Below are 19015 nucleotides of genomic sequence, written 5' to 3' on the forward strand. Positions count from 1 at the left end.
CCAAGGAGCTGATGATGCGGTTAGCGTTTATCTCTGTGGGATTGGCCGCCCTGCTGGGTGGCTGCAGCAGCGGCCCGGCCGCGCCGACCCTGGAAGCGGGCACCATGGTGGTGCGCCCGGCGGCCAGCTGGCCGTTCGGGGCGACGCCGCGCTATGCGCTGGCCGAGCAGTTCCAGTATGCCGGTGACAGCGCCGAGGGCTGGCTGGAGCCGGTGCAACAGGCGGTCAATCAGGAGCTGGGGCGCAAGGGGTGGCAGAGCGTGCCCCTCGACGAGGCCGATGTGTGGGTCGCCATCGGGGTGGCCGGCAGCCAGGATCTGAGCGATGGCGAGATCTTCGCCCGCCTCGGCATGACCCCCGGGCTGCAGGCCAAGGCCGATGCCCGCAAGGGTACCCTGGCCATCGTGCTGCTCGACCGGCGCACCCAGCAGGCGGTGTGGAGCAGCGCCATCTCCCTGGCCAGCGACGCGGCCATCGCCGAAGGGGAGCGTCAGCAACTGAGCCAGCAATTGGCCGCCAAGATGCTCAACGCCCTGCCGCACTGATCCCCAATATGCAAAACGGCCTGCATTGAGCAGGCCGTTGTCATCACACCATGACGATCACTTGCGCTGGCAAGTCAGCAGGGTTACCCCTTTCTGGCTGAGGATGGCCTGCTTTTCCTGATTCCAGAAGGTGGTCACCCCATCGGAATACTTGGCACCGGACTCCGCCTCGACCCGGCCCAGCTTGTGATAGACCCCGGCATAGGGGAACTGCACCATGTCGGCCTGGGCATCATAGGTCACGGCCAGCAACTCCTCACCGCACTGATACTGGCTGTACTGGTACTGGGTCGGTTGCGGCATGCTGCAGGCCGCCAGCCCCAGCAGGGGGAGTAACGCTATCATCTTTTTCATTGCACTTTCCTTATGTCATGGTGTTATTCAATCGGAAGAGCCACTGCTATCAGGCTTCAAGAATTTGATAACTATGGGTAATTTCTACCGCTTTTTCCAACATCAGGGAAACTGAACAATATTTTTCCATCGACAGATCCACCGCGCGGGCCACCTGCTTTTCGGCCAGCCCCTTGCCGGTCACCACGAAGTGGAGGTGGATCTTCTCGAATACCCGCGGCACCGAGTCAGCCCGCTCACCGGCCAGCTCCACATGGCAGGCGGTCACGGATTGACGCGCCTTCTCCAGGATGGAGACCACATCGATCGAGCTGCAACCGCCCACCGCCAGCAGGATCATCTCCATCGGGCTGGCACCTTCGCCGGGGTTGGCTCCGTCCAGGATCACCTTGTGACCGGACTCACTCTCGCCCACAAACTGCATGCCTTCCACCCAGCTGACCTTGGCTTTCATTTCACATTTCCTCTTGATGACGACAGATCTGACTGACATAGCATACCGCAGACGACGCGACAGCGGCACATATCCACCATTTTCACGAACTTCCTGACTAACTAGATCAAAATCAACATCTGATGCCCCCATCTTCCCTACAATGGCGAACGGAACGCAGCAGGGGTTGCAAGGGGAGCTGGCAAAAGCCCTCAAAGCCTTGTCAGCACAGACAAAGGCTCTTATCCTACTGCGACTAATACAAGGAATGGCAAGGTTGGCAGCTTGCCCGGACGCACGAGTCCATAAAAAGACACTACAGAGGAATTCTCATGGTCATTGGCAAACCGCAAAGCGATCCCACCCTGGAATGGTTCTTGTCGCACTGCCACATTCATAAGTATCCCGCCAAGAGCACCCTGATCCACGCGGGTGAGAAAGCGGAAACCCTCTACTACATCGTCAAGGGCACTGTGGCCGTCTTGATCAAGGACGATGAAGGCAAGGAGATGATCCTCTCCTATCTGAACCAGGGCGACTTCCTGGGCGAGATGGGGATGTTCGAGGAGAGCGAAAACCCGGAGCGTTCCGCCTGGGTGCGTGCCAAAGGTTCCTGTGAAGTGGCCGAGATCTCCTACAAGAAGTTCCGCCAGCTGATCCAGGTCAACCCGGAAATCCTGATGCGCCTCTCCGGCCAGATGGCGGCCCGCCTGCAGCATACCAGCCAGAAAGTCGGCAACCTCGCCTTCCTGGACGTGACCGGCCGGATCGCCCAGACCCTGTTGAACTTGGCCAAGCAGCCGGATGCCATGACCCACCCGGATGGCATGCAGATCAAGATCACCCGTCAGGAGATAGGCCAGATCGTCGGCTGCTCCCGTGAAACCGTCGGCCGGATCCTCAAGATGCTCGAAGAACAGGAGCTGATCTCCGCCCACGGCAAGACCATAGTGGTGTTCGGCACTCGCTGATCCTCGCTACTGGCGGCCCCGCACTGGGTCGCCGGATAAAAAAGGCTGCCACGGCAGCCTTTTCTGATCGTCTCCCCTATAATCCCGAACGCCCCTGCCGTCATGGCCTTCGCCAAGAGAAATCCTATGCACCTGCAATGCCCTATCTGTCGCAGCCCGCTGCAACTTCATGAAGCCTCCCGCGGGGTCTACTGCGCCACCAAGCACCACTTTGATCCCGCGCCGGAAGGCTATCTGGATCTCATCCCCGGCAAGAAGAACCCCAAGGACAGCGACAGCCGCGCCCTGATGCGCGCCAAACGCCACTTCCTCGAGCAGGGCCACCAGCTGCCGCTGGTCGAGGCGATGGCCAGCCTGCTTGCCCCCCTCGAACCGCGCGAGCTGATCCACCTGGGCTGTGGCGAGGGTTACTACTGCCGGACCCTGGCCGAGCGCCTGCCGGGCTGGCAATTTGCCGGCGTCGACATCGCCAAGAACACCATCTTTGCCGCCAACAAGGCGCAGCCGGACGCTCAGTTCATCATCGCCGATCCGGCCCGCGCGCCGATCCTGCCGGGCACGGCCCAGCTGCTGCTGGTCAACGATCTCAAGGTCAAGACCGAACAGCTGGTCAGCTGGCTGGCACCGGGCGGCTACCTACTCTACCTGCAGCCGGGCCCCCGCCACCAGTGGCAGCTGAGGGTCAGCCTCAACCCGGTCAGCATGGAGCACCCGCTGAGCTGGCCGAGCCTGGCCGGCCTCAACCCCATGGGTCAGCTGCGCTGCCAGTTCAGCATGCAGATGGACCAGGGGCTGCGCAGCTTCATCCTGGAGACCAGCCGCCTCGGCTGGCGCGCCAGCGGTGAGCAGCGCCACGCCTTCAGCCACCAGGGACCGGACGAGCTGGAGCAGGATCTGCTGCTGAGCCTGTGGCAAAAGCCGCTGTGAGCGCTCACCCCATGAAAAAAGGCCCTGACGGGCCTTTTTTATTGCGCGGAGATGCCGTTACAGCTTGATCCAGGCATCGCTCCAGGCCGTGCCCTTGCCGGGCTCATAGGCCCAGGCTGCGCCGGCACACCAGCCGGTGTAGGGATGGGGCTTGCACTGGTAGTTGCTGCCCAGGTTGCTCACCTTGTCACCGGCCTTGTAAGCGGTGCCCTCCTTGTAGGGCGGGTTGCCATCCGGTGGCGTGGTACCGCCGCTGCCCTTGATCAGGATCTCGTGGGTGGCGCTGCGGCTCAGCCCCTTGTCGTCGGTCACCTTGAGCACGAAGCCGTAGCGGGTGTCGCTGGTCGGGGTCGGCGGCAGGATGGCGCTCAGGGTGGACTGCGTCAGATCCGAGGCGCTGGCCCCGGCAGGCAGGGTCCAGGCGTAGCTGAGGGGCTTGCCTTCCGGATCGCTCGAGCCCTGGCCGGAGAGCAGCACGGTGGCGCCGCCCAGCGCCTCGCTCGGGCCGCTGATGCTGGCCACCGGCGGCAGGTTGGTGCCACCACCGTTGTCCTCGATCACCACCTCGGGGAAGAAGTGCTGCACGCAGCGGCTGTAGTCACGCTCCTTGAAGGCGCTGAAACGGGTCTGGTAGCCCACCAGCTTGCAGGCGTAGCTCTTGCCACCGTTGGGGTTGCCCGGCACATAGCTCCAGTCGTTCTCCCAGTAGATGGGCAGGGCGCCGGCGCCGGCCTCGTCAAAGACCTTCATGTTCTTGCAACCGAGCACCTCGTCGGCAGGCACCGGCACGCCCAGATACTGGGCCTGGGCCTGGTAGTAAGTGATCCGGTTCTGAGACTGGGCATGCTCGGCCGAACCGCCGCACTCCACCCCGCCGTTGATGATCTGGGTGGTCACCCCGAAGCCCGGCACCAGGCCGTTCTGCCGGTCGTGGGCGTTGGGCTGCCAGGTGCCGTCGATCACGTGCAGCATGGAGGGCTTGGGCGGCTGCGGATAGACGAAGAAGAACACGGCGCTGGCCAGGTTGAGCCAGGTGTCCGCCACTTTCTCCGGGTTGTCCAGCAGGGTGCGCACAGTGCCGAACATGGCCTCGGAGAAGGGGCCGTAGTTGTAGTTGTACGACAGCTGCTTGGCGCCACGACCGAAGTAGCTCTTGAACTCGCCGTTGTCGAACTTGCCGCACGGCCACTGCTGACCCTGCCACACATCCGGCCGGCACTCGGCGTTGTAGCCGCCGCGCATCTGCTCGGTCCAGCCCATCTCCCGCACCCACACCAGCCCCTGGCGCCACTCGGGCTCGGGGCGCCAGCTCTCGTGGCCGCCGGTCTCCTGGGCGAAGTGGGCAAACATGGTGGCCAGCGACTTGCGGCAGATGGCCTCGGCGTTGCGCCCGTCGCTGTAGTCGCCGCAGAAGGCCGGGAACTTGGCCACCGCCTGCAGGAAACCGCGATAGGTGTACTCCGGCGCCCGCAGCGGGAACAGGAAGTTGAACTGCGACTCGCTGAGCAGCCCCTCCACTCGTTTGACGTTGGCAGGGTTGAGCGGCAGGCCGGGGGCCACCGCCTCAACCACGGCGTTGTCGCGGGTGGCGATGGAGGCCTTGACCGCCGTCATGGCCGGGAAGTCGGTGAGCGCATGCTCCTTGGCATCCAGCTCGCTCTGGCTCAGGTAGACGGTGCTGCCGTCAGCGGCGCCGCTGCCTCCCTGCGCGGGCGGGGCAATGCCCTCCCCGTCACCCGGTGGCATCGCCTCGCCCGCCCCCAGCAGGGCCCACGGAGAATCCCACTCGTTGGCGACCTGCACGCCTGGGCTCTGGCCCGGATTGGCATACCACTTGGCCTCGTAGATCTGACCGTTGAAACTGACCTGGCTGCCGCCGCCATAGCCCTGATTGATGTCATAGGCGCTGGCGGCCCACAGCTGACCGCTCAGACAGAGCCCGGCCAGCAGGGTGGCCACAGAGGACTTTCTTGTCATCATATTTACCTCTTGCTTGATGAAAGGCGGGGCTTGGCCCCCGCCAGTGGCACCTCGCATTGCGCGAGGAGAAAGGAGAAAAGCACTCAGCGCGCCGCCAGCGGCATGCCGTTGACCGTGTAGCCAAGCCCGGCCGGGGCCGGGGCAAGCTGGGCCTCGGCCTGTGACTGGTTGCGACACAGCACGCTGGCGCTGCGCGGCTCGCTCGCGCTCGGCACGTTGACGTGGAACTTGTTCATCACGCTGGCGCTCAGCCGGTGGTTGGCCAGCTTGAAGCGCAGCAGGCCGTCGCGGGTCTCCACCTGCAGCTGGCAGTCACTGTTGCCGAGCCGTTCGCCATCATCGCCATAGGCAAACCCATAGGCGCCGTGCAGGGCCGGATAGAGGTAGCTCGGCAGCTGCCCCTGCGGGTCGTAGTACCCGACCAGGGTGGTCACCGGCACGCCGAAGGCGGCGGGCTTGCGATCTACCGCCAGATCCGCCGGCGCCCCCTCGTTCCAGCGGCTGCCGTCGGAGCGGTAGCTCTTCTTGAAGCCGCGCGAGACGGTGATCTGCTGGCCGTTGATGAAGAGGGTGCTGTTGTAGCCGGCGTTGTGGTCGATGCTGACGATGCGGCCGCGATTGACCGCCGAGGCGGCCGGCAGCTGGATGTTGCGGGTCCAGTTGCCATCCCACATGGCCACCTTGACCAGATCGTACTCGGCCAGCAGGGCGGCCAGCTTAACCTCCCCCAGATCGCTCACCGGCGCGGTGATCTGCTCGGCGAGGTCGACCCGGTGGCGGTAGGGCTCCATTCTGCCCTGGCTTTCATTCCACTTGCTGAAGCCGGTGGGGGACGCTGCATCGAACACTGCCTTGCTTTCGAGGAAGCGCTGGATGATGGCGGCCGAGTTGGGGGTGTAGAGAGTGAAGCGGTTGAAGCCGGAGAGCGGCTCGCCGCCGGCCATGGCGTCGAAACCGAACTTGCGGCCGTCAAACGGCGCCTGGCACTGACCGTCGAGGCAGGCGCTCTGGCCGCTGCGGCTCGCAAAGAAGTTAGGGATGAAGCGATTCTTGTCACCATCCCAGCCCCAGGTGGCATTGATCTGATCGGCGCTGCGGTGCACCGAGCCGGCAAAGCCGCCCACATAGTGGCCAAGACCGTAGTTGTGGCCCACCTCGTGGCTGAACTCGTTGCCAAGGGAGGCGTCCAGGGTGACGATACCGCCCCCGCCGGAGCCGCCGTGCACCTGCACCCCGTTGGCGTACTTGCCGCGGCTGTTGTGGGCCGCCAGCTGGGCCACCACATAGGGATGGCTGTTCTCCCCCTCCCCGGCGGTGCTGTTGATGCCGTAGTTGGCATTGTCGATGCCAAGAGAGATGAGCTCCTTGCCAATGCGCTGGCGCATGGTGCCACCGTGCCAGCCCCCCTCGCTCGGATCAAAATCGGTGAGCAGGGTGCCATCGGGCAGCATCACCTCCGACAGCGACAGCGGCGCATACTGGCTGACGATGAGCCGACTGGCGGGAATGGTCTGGAAGTACTCCCGCTGGGCTTCTTTATCTTTGGCAAAGGCGAACTGGTCGCGCGGTGTGGTCAGCATGCCGATGTCGATGGTGTGAATGAGCAGCTCCCCCGGCGCCCCCACCTTGAGGTCGGTCAGCTCGCCGATCAGATCTCCCTGGCTCAGGCGCAGGGTGAGGCCGGGCATGATCCACTCGGCCGGCAGCACGACGCTCCAGGCATCGCTGGCATAGGTGATGCCGTTGTTTTCCAGCTCACCATCGCGGATCCACTGGCCGCGCACGAACTTGAACTGCTGACTCTGGCCGCGGGAGAGGGTCACCTGACGGCCGCTGAAGTAGACGGTGGAGTTGTAGCCGGCATTGGAGGCGAGGCGCACCATCTTGCCCTCCAGGCTCGCCTCGCGCGGCAGGTGGATGTCGCGCACCCAGCGGCCGTCGGCGGTCTGGATGGTGACCAGGGCATGGGGCTGCAACTTGCCGAGCAGGAAGGCGCCACTCGGATCGCTCAGCCTGGCCAGCTCGCTGCTGCTGTTGATGACGGTACTGGTACCGGGGCCCGGGGTAAAGTCGACCCCCTCCTCCGGCGTTCCTTCCAGGTAGTAGGCTGTCTTGGGCAGGCGGGAGGGCGGATCCAGCGTGAGACTGCCGAGCAGCTTGCCGGCGCCGTCGCGGGCCTCGAGCGCCAGCTGCGCCTGGTTGCCGGCCTGCAGCGGGCGCACCAGCAGCAGGCTTTTGCGCAGGGCGGTGAGGCGGGGCTGGTTGTCCCCCTCCCGCGGGTGGGCGGGCAGGATCTGGCTCTGGGCAAACTGGACGCCGGCCAGCAGCGATCCCTGCAGATCGTTCTGCGGCCGGGTGGCGTCAAAGACCAGCGGAGTGGGTGGCTGTACGGCGGCCAGCAGCGGGCCGCTTGCCAGGGCTGCGCCGATCAGGCAGGCAAGACGTGTGGTGCATGTGGTCATGGCGGTGCTCTTTGTTGTTATGGGGAAAAAAGGGGGCATGCCTGGCATGCCCCGATGGATTTTATGGTGAGGTTATTTGCAGCTGGCGGCGCCGATGTCCTGCCAGACGTCGTGCTTGCCAGGCTCGTTGCCGCGGGTCCAGTACTGGGCCTTCCACTGACGACCGTTGTGGCTGGTCACGTCACCGGCGTTGTAGGCGACGCCAGCATCCCAGCCCAGCTGCACCTGGCTTATCAGCTTCCACTGATCGGCGGTGCGGCTCGGTTCATTGCCCTGGGTCCAGTACTTGGCCTGCCACACCAGCTGGTTGTGGCTCACCTTCTCGCCACCGTTGTAGGTGGTCGAGGCCTTCCAGGCCGGCCAGTTGGCGGCATCCGGATCGGTGGCGTTGCAGTCGCCGCCACCACTGACCGGGGTCACGGTGAGGCGGGTCTTGCCCTGGGCATCCAGGGCGCCGTCGGTCACGGTGACGGTGAGGTCATAACCGGTCTCCACGGTGACGCTGGGGCCCGTTACCACCAGGGTCTTGCTGTTCTGACCGCTGGCGGTGAGTCCGGCCGGCACGCTCCACTGATAGCTCAGGGTGTCGCCGTTGGGGTCGGTGGCGCTGGCGGTGATGCTCACCTGCTTGCCGGCCTGCACCGAGACCTTGTCCTGCACCGTGACGACCGGCGGCAGGTTGGGTTGCGGCGCCTTGTTGGTCACCACCACCTGATCCTTGGCGCTGAGGTTGTGGTCATCGATCACGGTCAGCTCGAACACCAGATTGACGTCCTGGCTCACCGCATCGACGCTCACCTTGGCCTTGGCCTGGGTGGCATCGCTCAGGGTCGCCTTGGGACCGGAGATCTGGGCCCAGCTGTAACTCAGCACCGCCCCTTCCGGATCGCGAGAGGAGGAACCGTCCAGCACCAGCTGGGCCGGCCCGGTCACCGCGAGATCGGTGCCGGCGTTGGCCACCGGCGGCTTGTTGACCGGCGGTGTGCTATCGCCGTGGCCCAGCCCCTCGTGCATGGCGTTGAGAATGTCGCCGTTGTCGGCGTCAATTTCCCAGGCGAACATGCCGCCGAGCTGGTTGGTCAGCACGTACTGCCCCTTGGCCTTGACCGAGCGCTCGTCATCGAAGGTGATGAGCTCGCCGGTGGAAGCCTTGAACACGGACGGAGCCTCGGCCACTTCGTCATAGCTGTACTGCCAGTCGCCGGCCATCTTGCCCTTGGCGATGCCACGGTAGTCGATGACCCCCTTCTCCCAGATCCCTTCCGCTTCGGTCCCCGCAATCGGGCCGGTGGCGGTGCCGGTGAAGGGGTTGTTGCCCTGATACCCGCTGACGCCGGTCCAGCCGCGACCATACATGGCGGCACCCACCACCACCTTGCCCGGCTCGACGCCCTGACCCAGCAGCGCCTTGACCCCCTTGTCGGTGGTGTACTTGGTGTTGGGATCCCAGCTCGACTCGTAGAGCGCGGTCTGGTGACCCAGCCCGGTGTTGGTCCAGGCGCCGTTGAAGTCGTAGCTCATCAGGAAGATGTGATTCATGTATTGCTGGGCGGCGCGATAGTCCACCTTGGCAATCTTGTCACCGCCGGCGCTGATGGCGGAGGTGAGCTCATAGGTGCGGCCGGTCTCTGCGCTCAGCTCGTCGAGCATGGCACGCAGCTCCTTCATCAGCAGCACATAGGTTTCGCCGTCGGAGGGGCTGCCGAGGTTGGGGTTGGCCCCGAGGCCACCCGGGAATTCCCAGTCGATATCCACCCCGTCGAAGAATTTCCAGGTCTGCAGATACTCCTTCACCGAGGCGACGAAGGTGTCGCGCTTGGTCTTGTCACCGAAGAAGAAGAAGGGGTCGGAGAGGGTCCAGCCACCGATGGAGGGGAGGATCTTCAGGTCCGGATAGGCCTTCTTGAGCGCCATCAGGTTGCCGAAGTTGCCCTTGTAGGGTTCGTCATAGGCGGTGAGATTGCCCTGCCCCATCTGGATGGCGGCCCAGGGATCGTGGATGGAGACCTTGAAGTCCTCGCGCCCGGCACAGGAGCGCTGCAGCGCCTCGAAGCTGCCGGAGATCTCTTTCAGGCTGTCGTTGATGCCGTTGCCACCGCAGATCGGGGTGAAGCCGTAGAGGATGTGGGTCAGGTTCTGGGCCGGGATCTTGTCCACGGTGAACTTGCGACCATAGACTCCCCACTCCACGTAGTAGGCCCCCATCACCTTGCCGGTCTTGTTGACGTAGGGCTTGTTGTTCTCCTTGAGCGGCGCCTTGAGCGGCTGCAGGTGGCTGCCGTCGGTGTCGGCCACCAGGATCTCTTTCTTGTCGGAGAGGGTGCAGCCGTCGGCGTTGCACAGCGCCACCTGCATCTGGTAGCGGCCCCCCTTGGTGACCTTGAAGTTGGCGGTGCCGGAGGCGGACGCGGCACCGGACCACACCTCCTTGCCGTCGAGCAGTACCTTGGCGGTCTGGCCGACATCACCGGACCAGAGGTTCCAGCTCACGCTGACCGGCGCGCCATCGGCGTGCACCTTGACCAGCTTGTTGTAGGAGGTGGCGGCTTGATCCACTTCGACGATGGCGAACTTGGTTTCGCCCCAGCCGATGGTGGGTTTGCCGGGGGCGGCAGCGAAGGCGGAGGAGGCGCACAGACCCCCGACCAACAACGCCAGTACGGAGGGTTTTGGACTTAACATAGTTGAATATCCTTATTTCGTTCTTGGAATAGATAACGAAAAAGGCAACGCAACCTGACAGGTAACGCAGACAACATCGCACCATGGCTTGGCCCATGGACGAAACAACCTGTGGTGGCCCCGCTATCTTAGGTACTGCTGACCCTTAGACCGGAAGCTTTGCGTCCCGGACTTTCATCCGGTTTGCCTTTTGCACAACTTGATTTGCGACAAAAATAATCGCGACCTGACTATAAGGGAGTCAAAGGAGGGAGGGCAAACCCCCGAGCGGTTATTAATAAACCACTTTTTATCGAAAACGAGCCTCAAACGAGAAGAAAAGGCACTTTTTTGTGTCAGAAAGTGCCGATCTTGCTGGTTGGGGGCCGTCGATTAAAATTCGGACGAATTCCCGGTTTCGTGATCATCATCAAGTTTGGCCGGCCGCAAGATGCTGTTCATCAGCGCCCTCAGCTTGAGCGGTTTGACCGGTTTGCTGATGTAGCCGTAGCCGTGTTCGCGGATCTGCGCCTGCAGCTCGCTCTTGCGATCCGCACTGATGATGATGCCGCCGATATGGTTGCCGTGGGCGAGACGCAGCATGTGCAGCGCCTGCAGCCCGGTCTTGCCGTCGTCCAGATGGTAATCGGAGAGCACCAGCTGCGGCAGGAAGCCGCCGGCGATGAGATCCTCCGCCTGGGCCAGGCTCTGGGCACAGACCACCTCGCAGCCCCAGCGTCCTAGCAGGGAGTGCATGGCGATCAGGATGTCGCTCTCGTTGTCGATACAGAGTACCCGGATCCCCTCCAGCTGGCTGTCGCGCTGGGCGGGGGCCGCCACCTGCGTCGTTGCGACAGGACGGGTCGCCAGATTGAGGGTGATGGCAAACACCGAGCCCGCCCCCGGCCAGCTGCGCAGGGTCAGGTTGTGGCCGAGCACCAGGGCAATGCCGCGAGCGATGGCAAGGCCGAGCCCCAGCCCCTGCTCTCGCGCGGTACGGGAGTGATCGAGTCGGGAGAACTCGTCGAAGATAGCCTCCTGCTTGTCGGCCGGAATGCCGGGGCCGTTGTCCCACACCTCGATGCGCACCTTGTCGCCGAGCCGGCGGCAGCCGAGCAGCACCCGCCCGCCCGGGTTGTAGCGAAAGGCGTTGGTGAGGAAGTTTTGCAGCACCCGCCGCAGCAGGCGCACGTCGCTGTAGACCGCGACACCGCTCTCCACCACCGAGAACTGGATCCCCCCCGCCTGCGCCAGCACGCCAAACTCCGCCTTGAGGTTGTCGAACACGTCGCGCAGGGCGAAATCCAGTTTCTTGGCCTTGAACTTGCCCGCTTCGAGCCGCGAGATGTCGAGCAGATCGGTGATGAGATCCTCGGTCGCCCCCAGCGCGTCGTCGATGTGGCGGGCGATGCGGGCCGGCTCGTCTGCCGGCGGCAGCATCTCCAGCAGGGAGGAGGTAAACAGCTTGGCGGCGTTGAGCGGCTGGGTCAGATCGTGGCTCACCGCCGCCAGGAAACGGCTCTTGGAGTGGTTGGCCCGCTCCACCTGCTGGTTCACCAGCAGCAGCTGGCGGTTGAGCTCGGAGAGCTCGTGGGTGCGCTCGGCCACCCGCGCCTCCAGGTGTTCGTTGGCCTCGCGCAGCACCCGCTCGGCGTCGCGAAACGGGGTGATGTCGGTAAAGGTCATCACAAAGCCGCCCGCCGGCATGGGATTGCCCTGCATCTCGATCACCCGGCCATCGGGGCGCTCACGGGCCGAAATGTGCTGGCTGCCGCGCTGCATGAAGGCCACCCGCCGCGCCACGTGGGCCTCGACATCGCCTGGGCCGCACAGCCCCTGTTCGGCGTTGTAGCGGATGATCTCCTCGATGGGGCGGCCCACCTGGATGAGGCCGGGCGGATAGTGGAACAGCTCGATGTAGCGCCGATTCCAGGCCACCAGTTTCAGCTCCCTATCCACCACCGAGATCCCCTGCCCCATGTGTTCGATGGCCCCCTGCAGCAGGCCGCGGTTGAAGCGAAACACGTCGGAGGCTTCATCCACTATGGTGGCGATCTCTTCGAGCTGCATGTTGCGCCCCTGCAGGGCCGAGGCCAGCACCAGGCGGGCGGACGAGGTGCCAAACACCCCTGCCAGCAGCCGCTCGGTGTGGGCAATCAGCTCGGCGGAGGCCTGCATCTGGGGCGCCAGAGTGCCGCCCCGCTCGCCGGCGAAGCGGCCGAAGGCGCGCTTGACCCGGCTCGAGCCGACGAAGCGGGCCGCCAGCATCTCCAGCTCCTTGACCGAGACCCGCGCCTGATAGAGCGCCGTGGTATCGCGGCTCGGCTTGCCGACGAAGTTGGCCGCCTGCAGCCGCTCGCTCACCGCCGCCTGCGACAGCAGGGAGCCCGCCACATAGCCGATGAGGTTGAGCAACAGGCTCAGGAAGATGCACCAGGCCCCTAGGCTGAGATCGCGAAATGCCGGCCAGTCCGGCGGCGCCAGCAGGGCCGCCAGCGGCGAGCCGGCCAGCAGGCCGCTCTCCGCCAGCAGGGTGGCGAACCAGAGGCTGACCCCGAGGGCAAGACCAAGGTAGACCCCCTTGCGATTGCCGTGCCGCCAGTAGAGGCCGAGCAGCAGCGCCGGCGCAAACTGCGCCACGGCACCGAACGACAGGTAGCCGATGCGCGACAGGCTGGTGAGATCCCCGAGCCAGAGGTAGAGCCCCCAGGCCGCCAGCAGGATCAGCAGGATGGCGCCGCGGCGCACCTGCAGCAGCAGCCTAACCAGCCGCTCATCGCGCCCCTGCTGCCAAAAGCGGCGCAGCAGCACCGGCAGCACCAGATCGTTGCTGACCATGATGGCCAGCGCTATGGTGCAGACGATCACCATGCCGGTGGCCGCCGAGGTGCCGCCAAGAAACGCCAGCAGCGCCATGCCGTCAAAACCGAGCGACATGGGCAGGCTGATCACATAGGTGTCCGAGGCCATGCCGGCCCCCACCCACTGCTTGCCCGCCAGCGCCAGCGGCCAGATGAAGAGCCCCATCACGAACAGGTAGAGTGGAAACAGCCAGCGCGCCCAGTGCAGATCCTGGCCCTGGTTGTTCTCCACCACGGTCACGTGAAACTGGCGCGGCAGGCAGATGACGGCGCACATGGCGACCAGGGTGTAGATGGCGAGCTCCAGCAGACTGCCCGGCGTCACCGCCACCACCGCATCGAGAAAGTCGCTGGCCACCAGGGTGCGGGCCTGGCTCGGCTTGCTGAGGATAAGCCAGAGCGCAAAGCCCCCCACCGCCATGAAGGCGAGCAGCTTGACCACGGATTCGAAGGCGATGGCCACCACCATGCCACGGTGGTGCTCGGTGGCGTCCAGGTGGCGGGTGCCGAACAGGATGCTGAACAGGGCCAGCAGCAGGGCCACGCCGAGGGCCAGCCCGGCGGTATTGCCGGTGGGGCCGGCAGACACAGAGTTGGCCATCAGCAGATCCAGCCCGGTGACGATGGCTTTCAGTTGCAACACCAGGTACGGCAATATGCCCATGATGGCGATCAGCGCGATCACCATGGCCAGGCGCTGGGACTTGCCGTAACGGGCAGCGATGAAGTCGGCGATGGAGGTGATGTGCTCGCGCTTGGCCACCAGGATGAGGCGGGCCAGCAGGCGCCAGCCGAACAGGAACACCAGCATGGGGCCCAGATAGATGGGCACAGGTGACCAGGGCGACTCGCTGGCCTGGCCCACCGTGCCGAAGAAGGTCCAGGAGGTGCAGTAGACCGCCAGCGACAGGCTGTAGAGCAGGGGTTGCCCCTTTAAACGGCGACGTTTGTTCTTGTCCGCCACGTAGGCGATCAGAAACAGCAGCCCCAGATAGGAGAGCGACAATCCGATCAGCAACCATCCCTGGTGCATCTGTAACCTCTTGTCCGTGTTGAAGATTCAAGCGCAGCAGCAGCCAGTCTAGAGAGCCGCCCGAAAAATGTCATCTTCTTAATTGCAGCGAGAGTTTATCGTTTTTCAATAAAAAATGGTTGAATAAATATCGAAAAACGATAAACATTTGGCGGTGTTTATTGATAAACAATAATTCGGTGCTGCGCGTGGCCCACCCTTTCACTCCAAGAGGTAAGCGATGAAACACAACAAGCTCGAACGTATGAGCAACCTGATCGAATGGATCCTGCTGTTCGCCCTGCTGGCCACCCCGATCATGACGGTCATGGGGGTCTGGTCCCAGCTGCTCGGCGGCAGCGACTATCTGCAGCAGGAGCTGATCGAGGCACTGGCGGTGCAAGAGAGTTCCACCCTCAACAATGTCCCCCTGACCATGGCACAGCCGGCGCTGGCCAGCACCGCCCCCTCGATTGCCGACTACCCCCTCAGTCTGAGCACCCGTCTGCTGGGCACCCTGGTGATGCTGCTGCCAGATTTGGTGTTCATGCTGATGCTGTGGCAGTTGCTCCAGCTGTTTCGCGGCTATCGGCAGACCATGCTGTTCACCTTCAGCCAGATCTGCCGCTACCAGTTGATCGGCCTGCTGCTCTGTGTCAGTTTCGTCACCAAAATCATCACCACCCCGCTGCTGGACATAGTGCTCACCCTGCCGGGCCCCGAACTGCACGGCCAGATCAACATAGGTTCATCGGACTTCCAGTTGCTGCTGGCCGGGCTTATCGTGTCGGCGCTGGCGCTGGTGATGCGCGAGGCCAAGCGGCTGGCCGATGAACAACAACTGACGGTGTGAGGAACCCATGCCCATCATCATCCGACTCGATGCCCTGCTGGCCGAACGCAAAATGACCGCCCGCGAGCTGGCCCTGCGGGTCAACATCACCGAGGCCAACCTCTCCATCCTGAAAAACGGCCATGCCAAGGCGGTTCGCTTCTCCACCCTGGAGGCAATCTGCCGCGAACTGGGCTGCCAGCCCGGGGATCTGTTGGCCTTTGAGCAGGAGTCCTGAGCCAGCCGTCACCATGCAACAAGGGGAGCCGAAGCTCCCCTTTTTCTTTGCTGCTCAATGTGGTTGCTGACCGGATAGGGCGACTCAGGCGGCCTTCAGCTCACCCTCCCGCAGGCGCAGCACGAACACCGGCAGCACCACCAGCACCATCATGAAAAAGATGCCGCCTCCCAGCGGTTCGAACAGCAGGCCGCACAGGGTCATCAGGGCGGCCACCGTCATGCCGAGCCCCAGCGCCGCATAGAGCGCCTGGGTCGGGATCAGCTGTTCGGCCGGCAGCTGGCGGGTCATGAAGCGCACGGCGCCGAGGTGGCTGATGCAGAAGGTGACCGCATGCAATAGTTGCCCCGCCGCCAGCACCAGCAGCTCGGTGGAGGCACCGAGCAGGATCCAGCGCACCACGCAGCCCAGCGCCCCCACCAGAAACAGGGTCTGGGCGCCGAAGCGATTGAGGAAGCGCTTGTCGGCGGCAAACATGCCGATCTCCGCCACCACCCCCAGCGCCCACAGATAACCGATGGTGGTGCCGCTGTAACCCGCCGCCTTCCAGTGCATGGCACTGAAGCCGTAATAGGCGGCGTGGCTGCCCTGCAGCAGAGCCGAGATCAGCAGAAAACGGCGCACCTGGGGGGACTTGAGGGTATCGAGCAGGGAGGCCTTGGCCCGCTCGCCCTGAATGTCCTGCGGCGCCGGGTGCAGCGGCAGCCAGCTCAGCATCAGCATCAGCAGCAGCCCGGCCACCATGGTGTGCAGTATCCAGTCGCTGCCAAAATTCCCCACCAGCGCCCCCACCAGGGTCGAGGCGACGATGAAGGCGAACGAGCCGCACAGGCGCACCTTGCCGTAGTCGAGGTGCGCCTGCACCACCATGCGGGTGGCCAGCGCCTCCCCCACCGGCATCAGGGTCGGGTAGATGAAGTTCGCTACCAGGGTCAGCCCCACCAGCCACCAGAGGTTGTGGCTGAGGTAGAAGCCGAGGAAGGCCAGCAGACTGAGCAGGCAGAGCAGGCGGGTGACCGGCAGCAGGTGCCCCGCCCCCTTGATCTGCCCCATCACCATCAGATTGCCGGCAAAGCGGATCGCCATGCCCGCGCCGAGCAGCAGGCCGATCATCTCGGCGCTGACCCCGATCCCCTCCAGCCAGAGCGACCAGAACGGCAGATAGGCACCATAGACGAAGTAGAAAGCGCCAAAAAACAGGGCTAACCAAGAGAAGGCGGGCATAGATCCTCGACACTGAGAAACGGGGGCACAAATGATAACCGATTTGTCGGTGGGGATCCTGCGATCCCGGGTGGGACGCCGCACAGATAATAATGAAAAACATCAATAGAATTGAACTATTGGCGCAAGGCTGGTGTCTATTGAGTAACACCTCCTCCTGGTTAGTGTTGCAATCCTTCCACCCGCCTTCGGCGGGTTTCTTTTTGGCCGCCTTTTTGTCCGCCATCGGGGGCCCGGTTCCAGCCATGAAAAAGGGGCCCGCAGGCCCCTTGTCGTGGTGTGCATTCATCAGAACACGTACTTGACCCGTGCACTCAGGTTGCGACCCGGCTCGGTCTGGCGGCTGGTGCTGGCACTGGCGCTCTGACCGGTGATGCTCTCGTAGTTGACGTACTCCTTGTCGAACAAGTTGAAGACACCCACGTTGAACTGCAGATCCTGCACCGGCTTGAACTGGGCATAGATGTCCACTACGCCCCAGCCCGCGCTCTTGATGTTGTCGTTGCCCTTGGCATCCTTGCCCACCTTGCTCATGTCGTCGGCAAAGCGCAGGGCGGTGTTGATGTTCCAGTTGGCCTGCTCCAGTCGAACACCCAGGGTCCCCTTGAGCGGGCTCAGGCTGTTGATGTAGTTGCCGTCGCCATCCTTGCCCTCGATGTAGGAGAGGTTGCCCCAGACGTTGACCAGATCGTTCAGCCAGTAGTCCGCCTTGGCCTCGGCCCCCTTGGTGGTCGCCTTGTCCAGGTTCTGATACTGATACAGCGCGGTGCGGCCCTCGGTGCCGACCCCGGCCAGCTCGATGAAGTCGTCGAACTTGTTGTAGAAGGTGGCCACTTCATAGCTGAAGCCGCCGGCGCTGCCGCGCACCCCCAGATCGATGCCATCGCTGCTCTCGGGCTTGAGGTTCGGGTTGGGCTCGATGCGATAGCCGTATGCCTGGTGGTTCAGGGTGGAGAAGGCATTGTCATACATGGGAGTCTTGTAGCCGTGGCTGTACTGGGCGAACAGGTTGGCCGCCTCGTGCGCCTTGAACACCAGTCCCAGCTTGGGCGAGAACTCCCCTTCGGAGAAGCGCTTGAGGTTCTCGCCGGTGTAGGCGGGATCCTGATCCGGGTTCATCCGGTAGTAGTCGTAGCGGGCACCCGGCGTCAGCACCCAGCGCTCGCCGAATTTCAGCTCGTCGAACGCCCACAGGGCGCCGTGCTCGGTGGTGGTGGAAGGGAAGCTCAGCTCGTTGTAGCCGACGAAATCCCCCGGCACGGTCGGCGCCTTGAAGCGGGTCCGCTCGTTGTCGGTGTGCTCATACTCCAGACCCCAGGCCAGCCGCTGGCTCGCCAGCGCCTTGCTGAACTTCAGCTGGGCTCCCAGGCTCTTCTGCTCGAAACCGTTGTTGTCCAGCGAGTTCTTGGTCACGTAGGGGTTGGTCGGCCGCATCGGATATTTGGAAGAGGCGTACTGATCCATGGTCTGCTTGGTGCGGGCGTAGTAGAGCTTGCTGTCGATGCGATCAACCCAGGGCGCGTTCAGGGCGATGCCGTGATCCAGCACCAGCGACAGGTTGTCGGTCTCCTTGTCGGTGATCGGCTGGTTGAAGACCGAGCCCGCCTTGGTGAGGTCGACGGCATCGGGGTCCTGCCCCTCGTTGAAGTAGTCGACGGTCAGCTTGAGGAACTGGGCATCGCTCAGGTTCCACTGGCTCTTGAACAGCACGGCCTGGCTGACGATGTCGAACTCGTTCTTGTCGCCATCGTAGTTCTGGGTCACCCCGCCGTCACGCCAGGTGTAGCGCAGCAGGTTTTCGAACGCGCCGGCGCGCAGAGCCCCGGTGACGCCGGCCATCTTCTGGTGGCTGCTGGAGGCATAACCGGTGGTGGCATCCAGATAGCTGTCGCGACCCTTGAGGAAATCGGCCGCATCCTTGGTGGTGATGGCGATGACGCCGCCCAGTGCATCGGAGCCGTAAGCCGCCGAGGCGGGTCCCTTGACCACCTCGATCTGCTTGATCATGTCGGTGTCGAAATAGCTCTGACCCACGCCGCCGTTCTTGTAGGCGTCGTTCTGGCGCACGCCGTCGCGCACTATCTTGACCCGGTTCTCGCCCATGCCGCGAATGATGAAGGTCTGGGCATCGCCGGCGCCGCCGAGGGCGGTGACCCCCGGCTCGTAACGGAACAGGTCGGCAACGTTGCTCACCACCTGCTCTTCAATCTGTTCGGCGGTGATGACCGAGATGGGCCCGGAGACATCCTCCAGTTTCTGCTCCATCCGAGAGCCACTGACCACCATGACTTCATCTGCTTTCTTGTCCGCCGCAAAAACCGGGGAAGCGAGGCCGGCCGCCACGGCAAGGGCGACCAGCGATAGGGTGTTGTTATGGGCCACTGCAAATCCTTATTGAGAACTGTTATCAAACAGCTGGCATCTTACCCACCTCTCAACAAAGATCAATAATAAACGGAATCATTCTCATTTTCTTTTGTTGTGATTCGGTTCTACACTACACCCCTCTGTTTTA

The 19015-nt window shown here is 63.6% G+C and carries 13 protein-coding genes and 1 riboswitch; of the genes, 5 read left to right on the top strand and 8 right to left on the bottom strand.

The features are described from left to right. Positions 1-14: 14 nt before the first annotated feature. The gene (locus tag AACQ43_RS05415; protein WP_168966342.1) at positions 15-545 is read left to right on the top strand and encodes a DUF4136 domain-containing protein; all 531 of its coding nucleotides are present in this window, start codon (positions 15-17) and stop codon (positions 543-545) included. Between the two features lie 57 nt (positions 546-602). On the opposite strand, the gene AACQ43_RS05420 is transcribed toward AACQ43_RS05415, so the two are convergent. Together AACQ43_RS05420 and AACQ43_RS05425 are read right to left on the bottom strand one after the other, a co-directional pair. Further along, positions 603-899, bottom strand: coding sequence for an MliC family protein (locus AACQ43_RS05420; RefSeq protein WP_011704918.1), 297 nt, complete (start codon positions 897-899; stop codon positions 603-605). Between the two features lie 49 nt (positions 900-948). After that, on the bottom strand, positions 949-1353 hold the full coding sequence (locus tag AACQ43_RS05425) for an OsmC family protein (protein WP_016349708.1): 405 nt from the start codon (positions 1351-1353) through the stop codon (positions 949-951). A 311-nt stretch (positions 1354-1664) separates the two neighbouring features. On the opposite strand from AACQ43_RS05425, the gene crp reads away from it, so the two are divergent. Together crp and AACQ43_RS05435 are read left to right on the top strand one after the other, a co-directional pair. Continuing rightward, on the top strand, positions 1665-2303 hold the full coding sequence (crp, locus tag AACQ43_RS05430; protein ID WP_011704916.1) for a cAMP-activated global transcriptional regulator CRP: 639 nt from the start codon (positions 1665-1667) through the stop codon (positions 2301-2303). Between the two features lie 126 nt (positions 2304-2429). Continuing rightward, entirely contained in the window at positions 2430-3230 is an 801-nt protein-coding gene (locus tag AACQ43_RS05435) for a putative RNA methyltransferase (protein WP_168966344.1), read from the top strand. Positions 3231-3287: 57 nt separating this feature from the next. Here AACQ43_RS05435 and AACQ43_RS05440 read toward each other — a convergent pair whose 3' ends face one another. The 4 genes from AACQ43_RS05440 to AACQ43_RS05455 form a co-directional block, all read right to left on the bottom strand. After that, on the bottom strand, positions 3288-5210 hold the full coding sequence (locus AACQ43_RS05440; RefSeq protein ID WP_211162453.1) for a glycoside hydrolase family 19 protein: 1923 nt from the start codon (positions 5208-5210) through the stop codon (positions 3288-3290). An 83-nt stretch (positions 5211-5293) separates the two neighbouring features. Next, positions 5294-7672 carry a M66 family metalloprotease gene (locus tag AACQ43_RS05445; protein ID WP_168966346.1) on the bottom strand — a complete coding sequence of 793 codons (2379 nt, stop codon included), beginning with the start codon at positions 7670-7672 and terminating at the stop codon, positions 5294-5296. 72 nt (positions 7673-7744) lie between these two features. Beyond that, positions 7745-10354 (bottom strand): glycosyl hydrolase family 18 protein, encoded by a 2610-nt coding sequence (locus tag AACQ43_RS05450; protein WP_168966348.1) that lies wholly within the window; start codon positions 10352-10354, stop codon positions 7745-7747. Positions 10355-10464: 110 nt separating this feature from the next. After that, positions 10465-10552: riboswitch (cyclic di-GMP riboswitch) on the bottom strand. 174 nt (positions 10553-10726) lie between these two features. Continuing rightward, a complete protein-coding gene (locus AACQ43_RS05455) occupies positions 10727-14227 on the bottom strand; it encodes a hybrid sensor histidine kinase/response regulator (RefSeq protein ID WP_168966350.1) in 3501 nt (1166 codons plus the stop codon). 220 nt (positions 14228-14447) lie between these two features. Here AACQ43_RS05455 and AACQ43_RS05460 point away from each other — a divergent pair, with 220 nt between their 5' ends. Then, positions 14448-15059 (top strand): DUF2975 domain-containing protein, encoded by a 612-nt coding sequence (locus tag AACQ43_RS05460; protein ID WP_168966352.1) that lies wholly within the window; start codon positions 14448-14450, stop codon positions 15057-15059. A gap of 7 nt (positions 15060-15066) precedes the next feature. Continuing rightward, a complete protein-coding gene (locus tag AACQ43_RS05465) occupies positions 15067-15276 on the top strand; it encodes a helix-turn-helix domain-containing protein (RefSeq protein WP_011704909.1) in 210 nt (69 codons plus the stop codon). Between the two features lie 84 nt (positions 15277-15360). Here the strand turns inward: AACQ43_RS05465 and AACQ43_RS05470 are convergent, their stop codons facing one another. Beyond that, complete coding sequence (locus AACQ43_RS05470) at positions 15361-16500, bottom strand: 3-phenylpropionate MFS transporter (RefSeq protein ID WP_168966356.1); 1140 nt, start codon at positions 16498-16500, stop codon at positions 15361-15363. A 288-nt stretch (positions 16501-16788) separates the two neighbouring features. Beyond that, entirely contained in the window at positions 16789-18882 is a 2094-nt protein-coding gene (locus AACQ43_RS05475; protein ID WP_168966359.1) for a TonB-dependent hemoglobin/transferrin/lactoferrin family receptor, read from the bottom strand. Between the last annotated feature and the right edge of the window lie 133 nt (positions 18883-19015).

The organism is Aeromonas sp. DNRA1 (assembly GCF_963888745.1).
GTDB classification, from domain to species: Bacteria; Pseudomonadota; Gammaproteobacteria; order Enterobacterales; family Aeromonadaceae; genus Aeromonas; species Aeromonas hydrophila.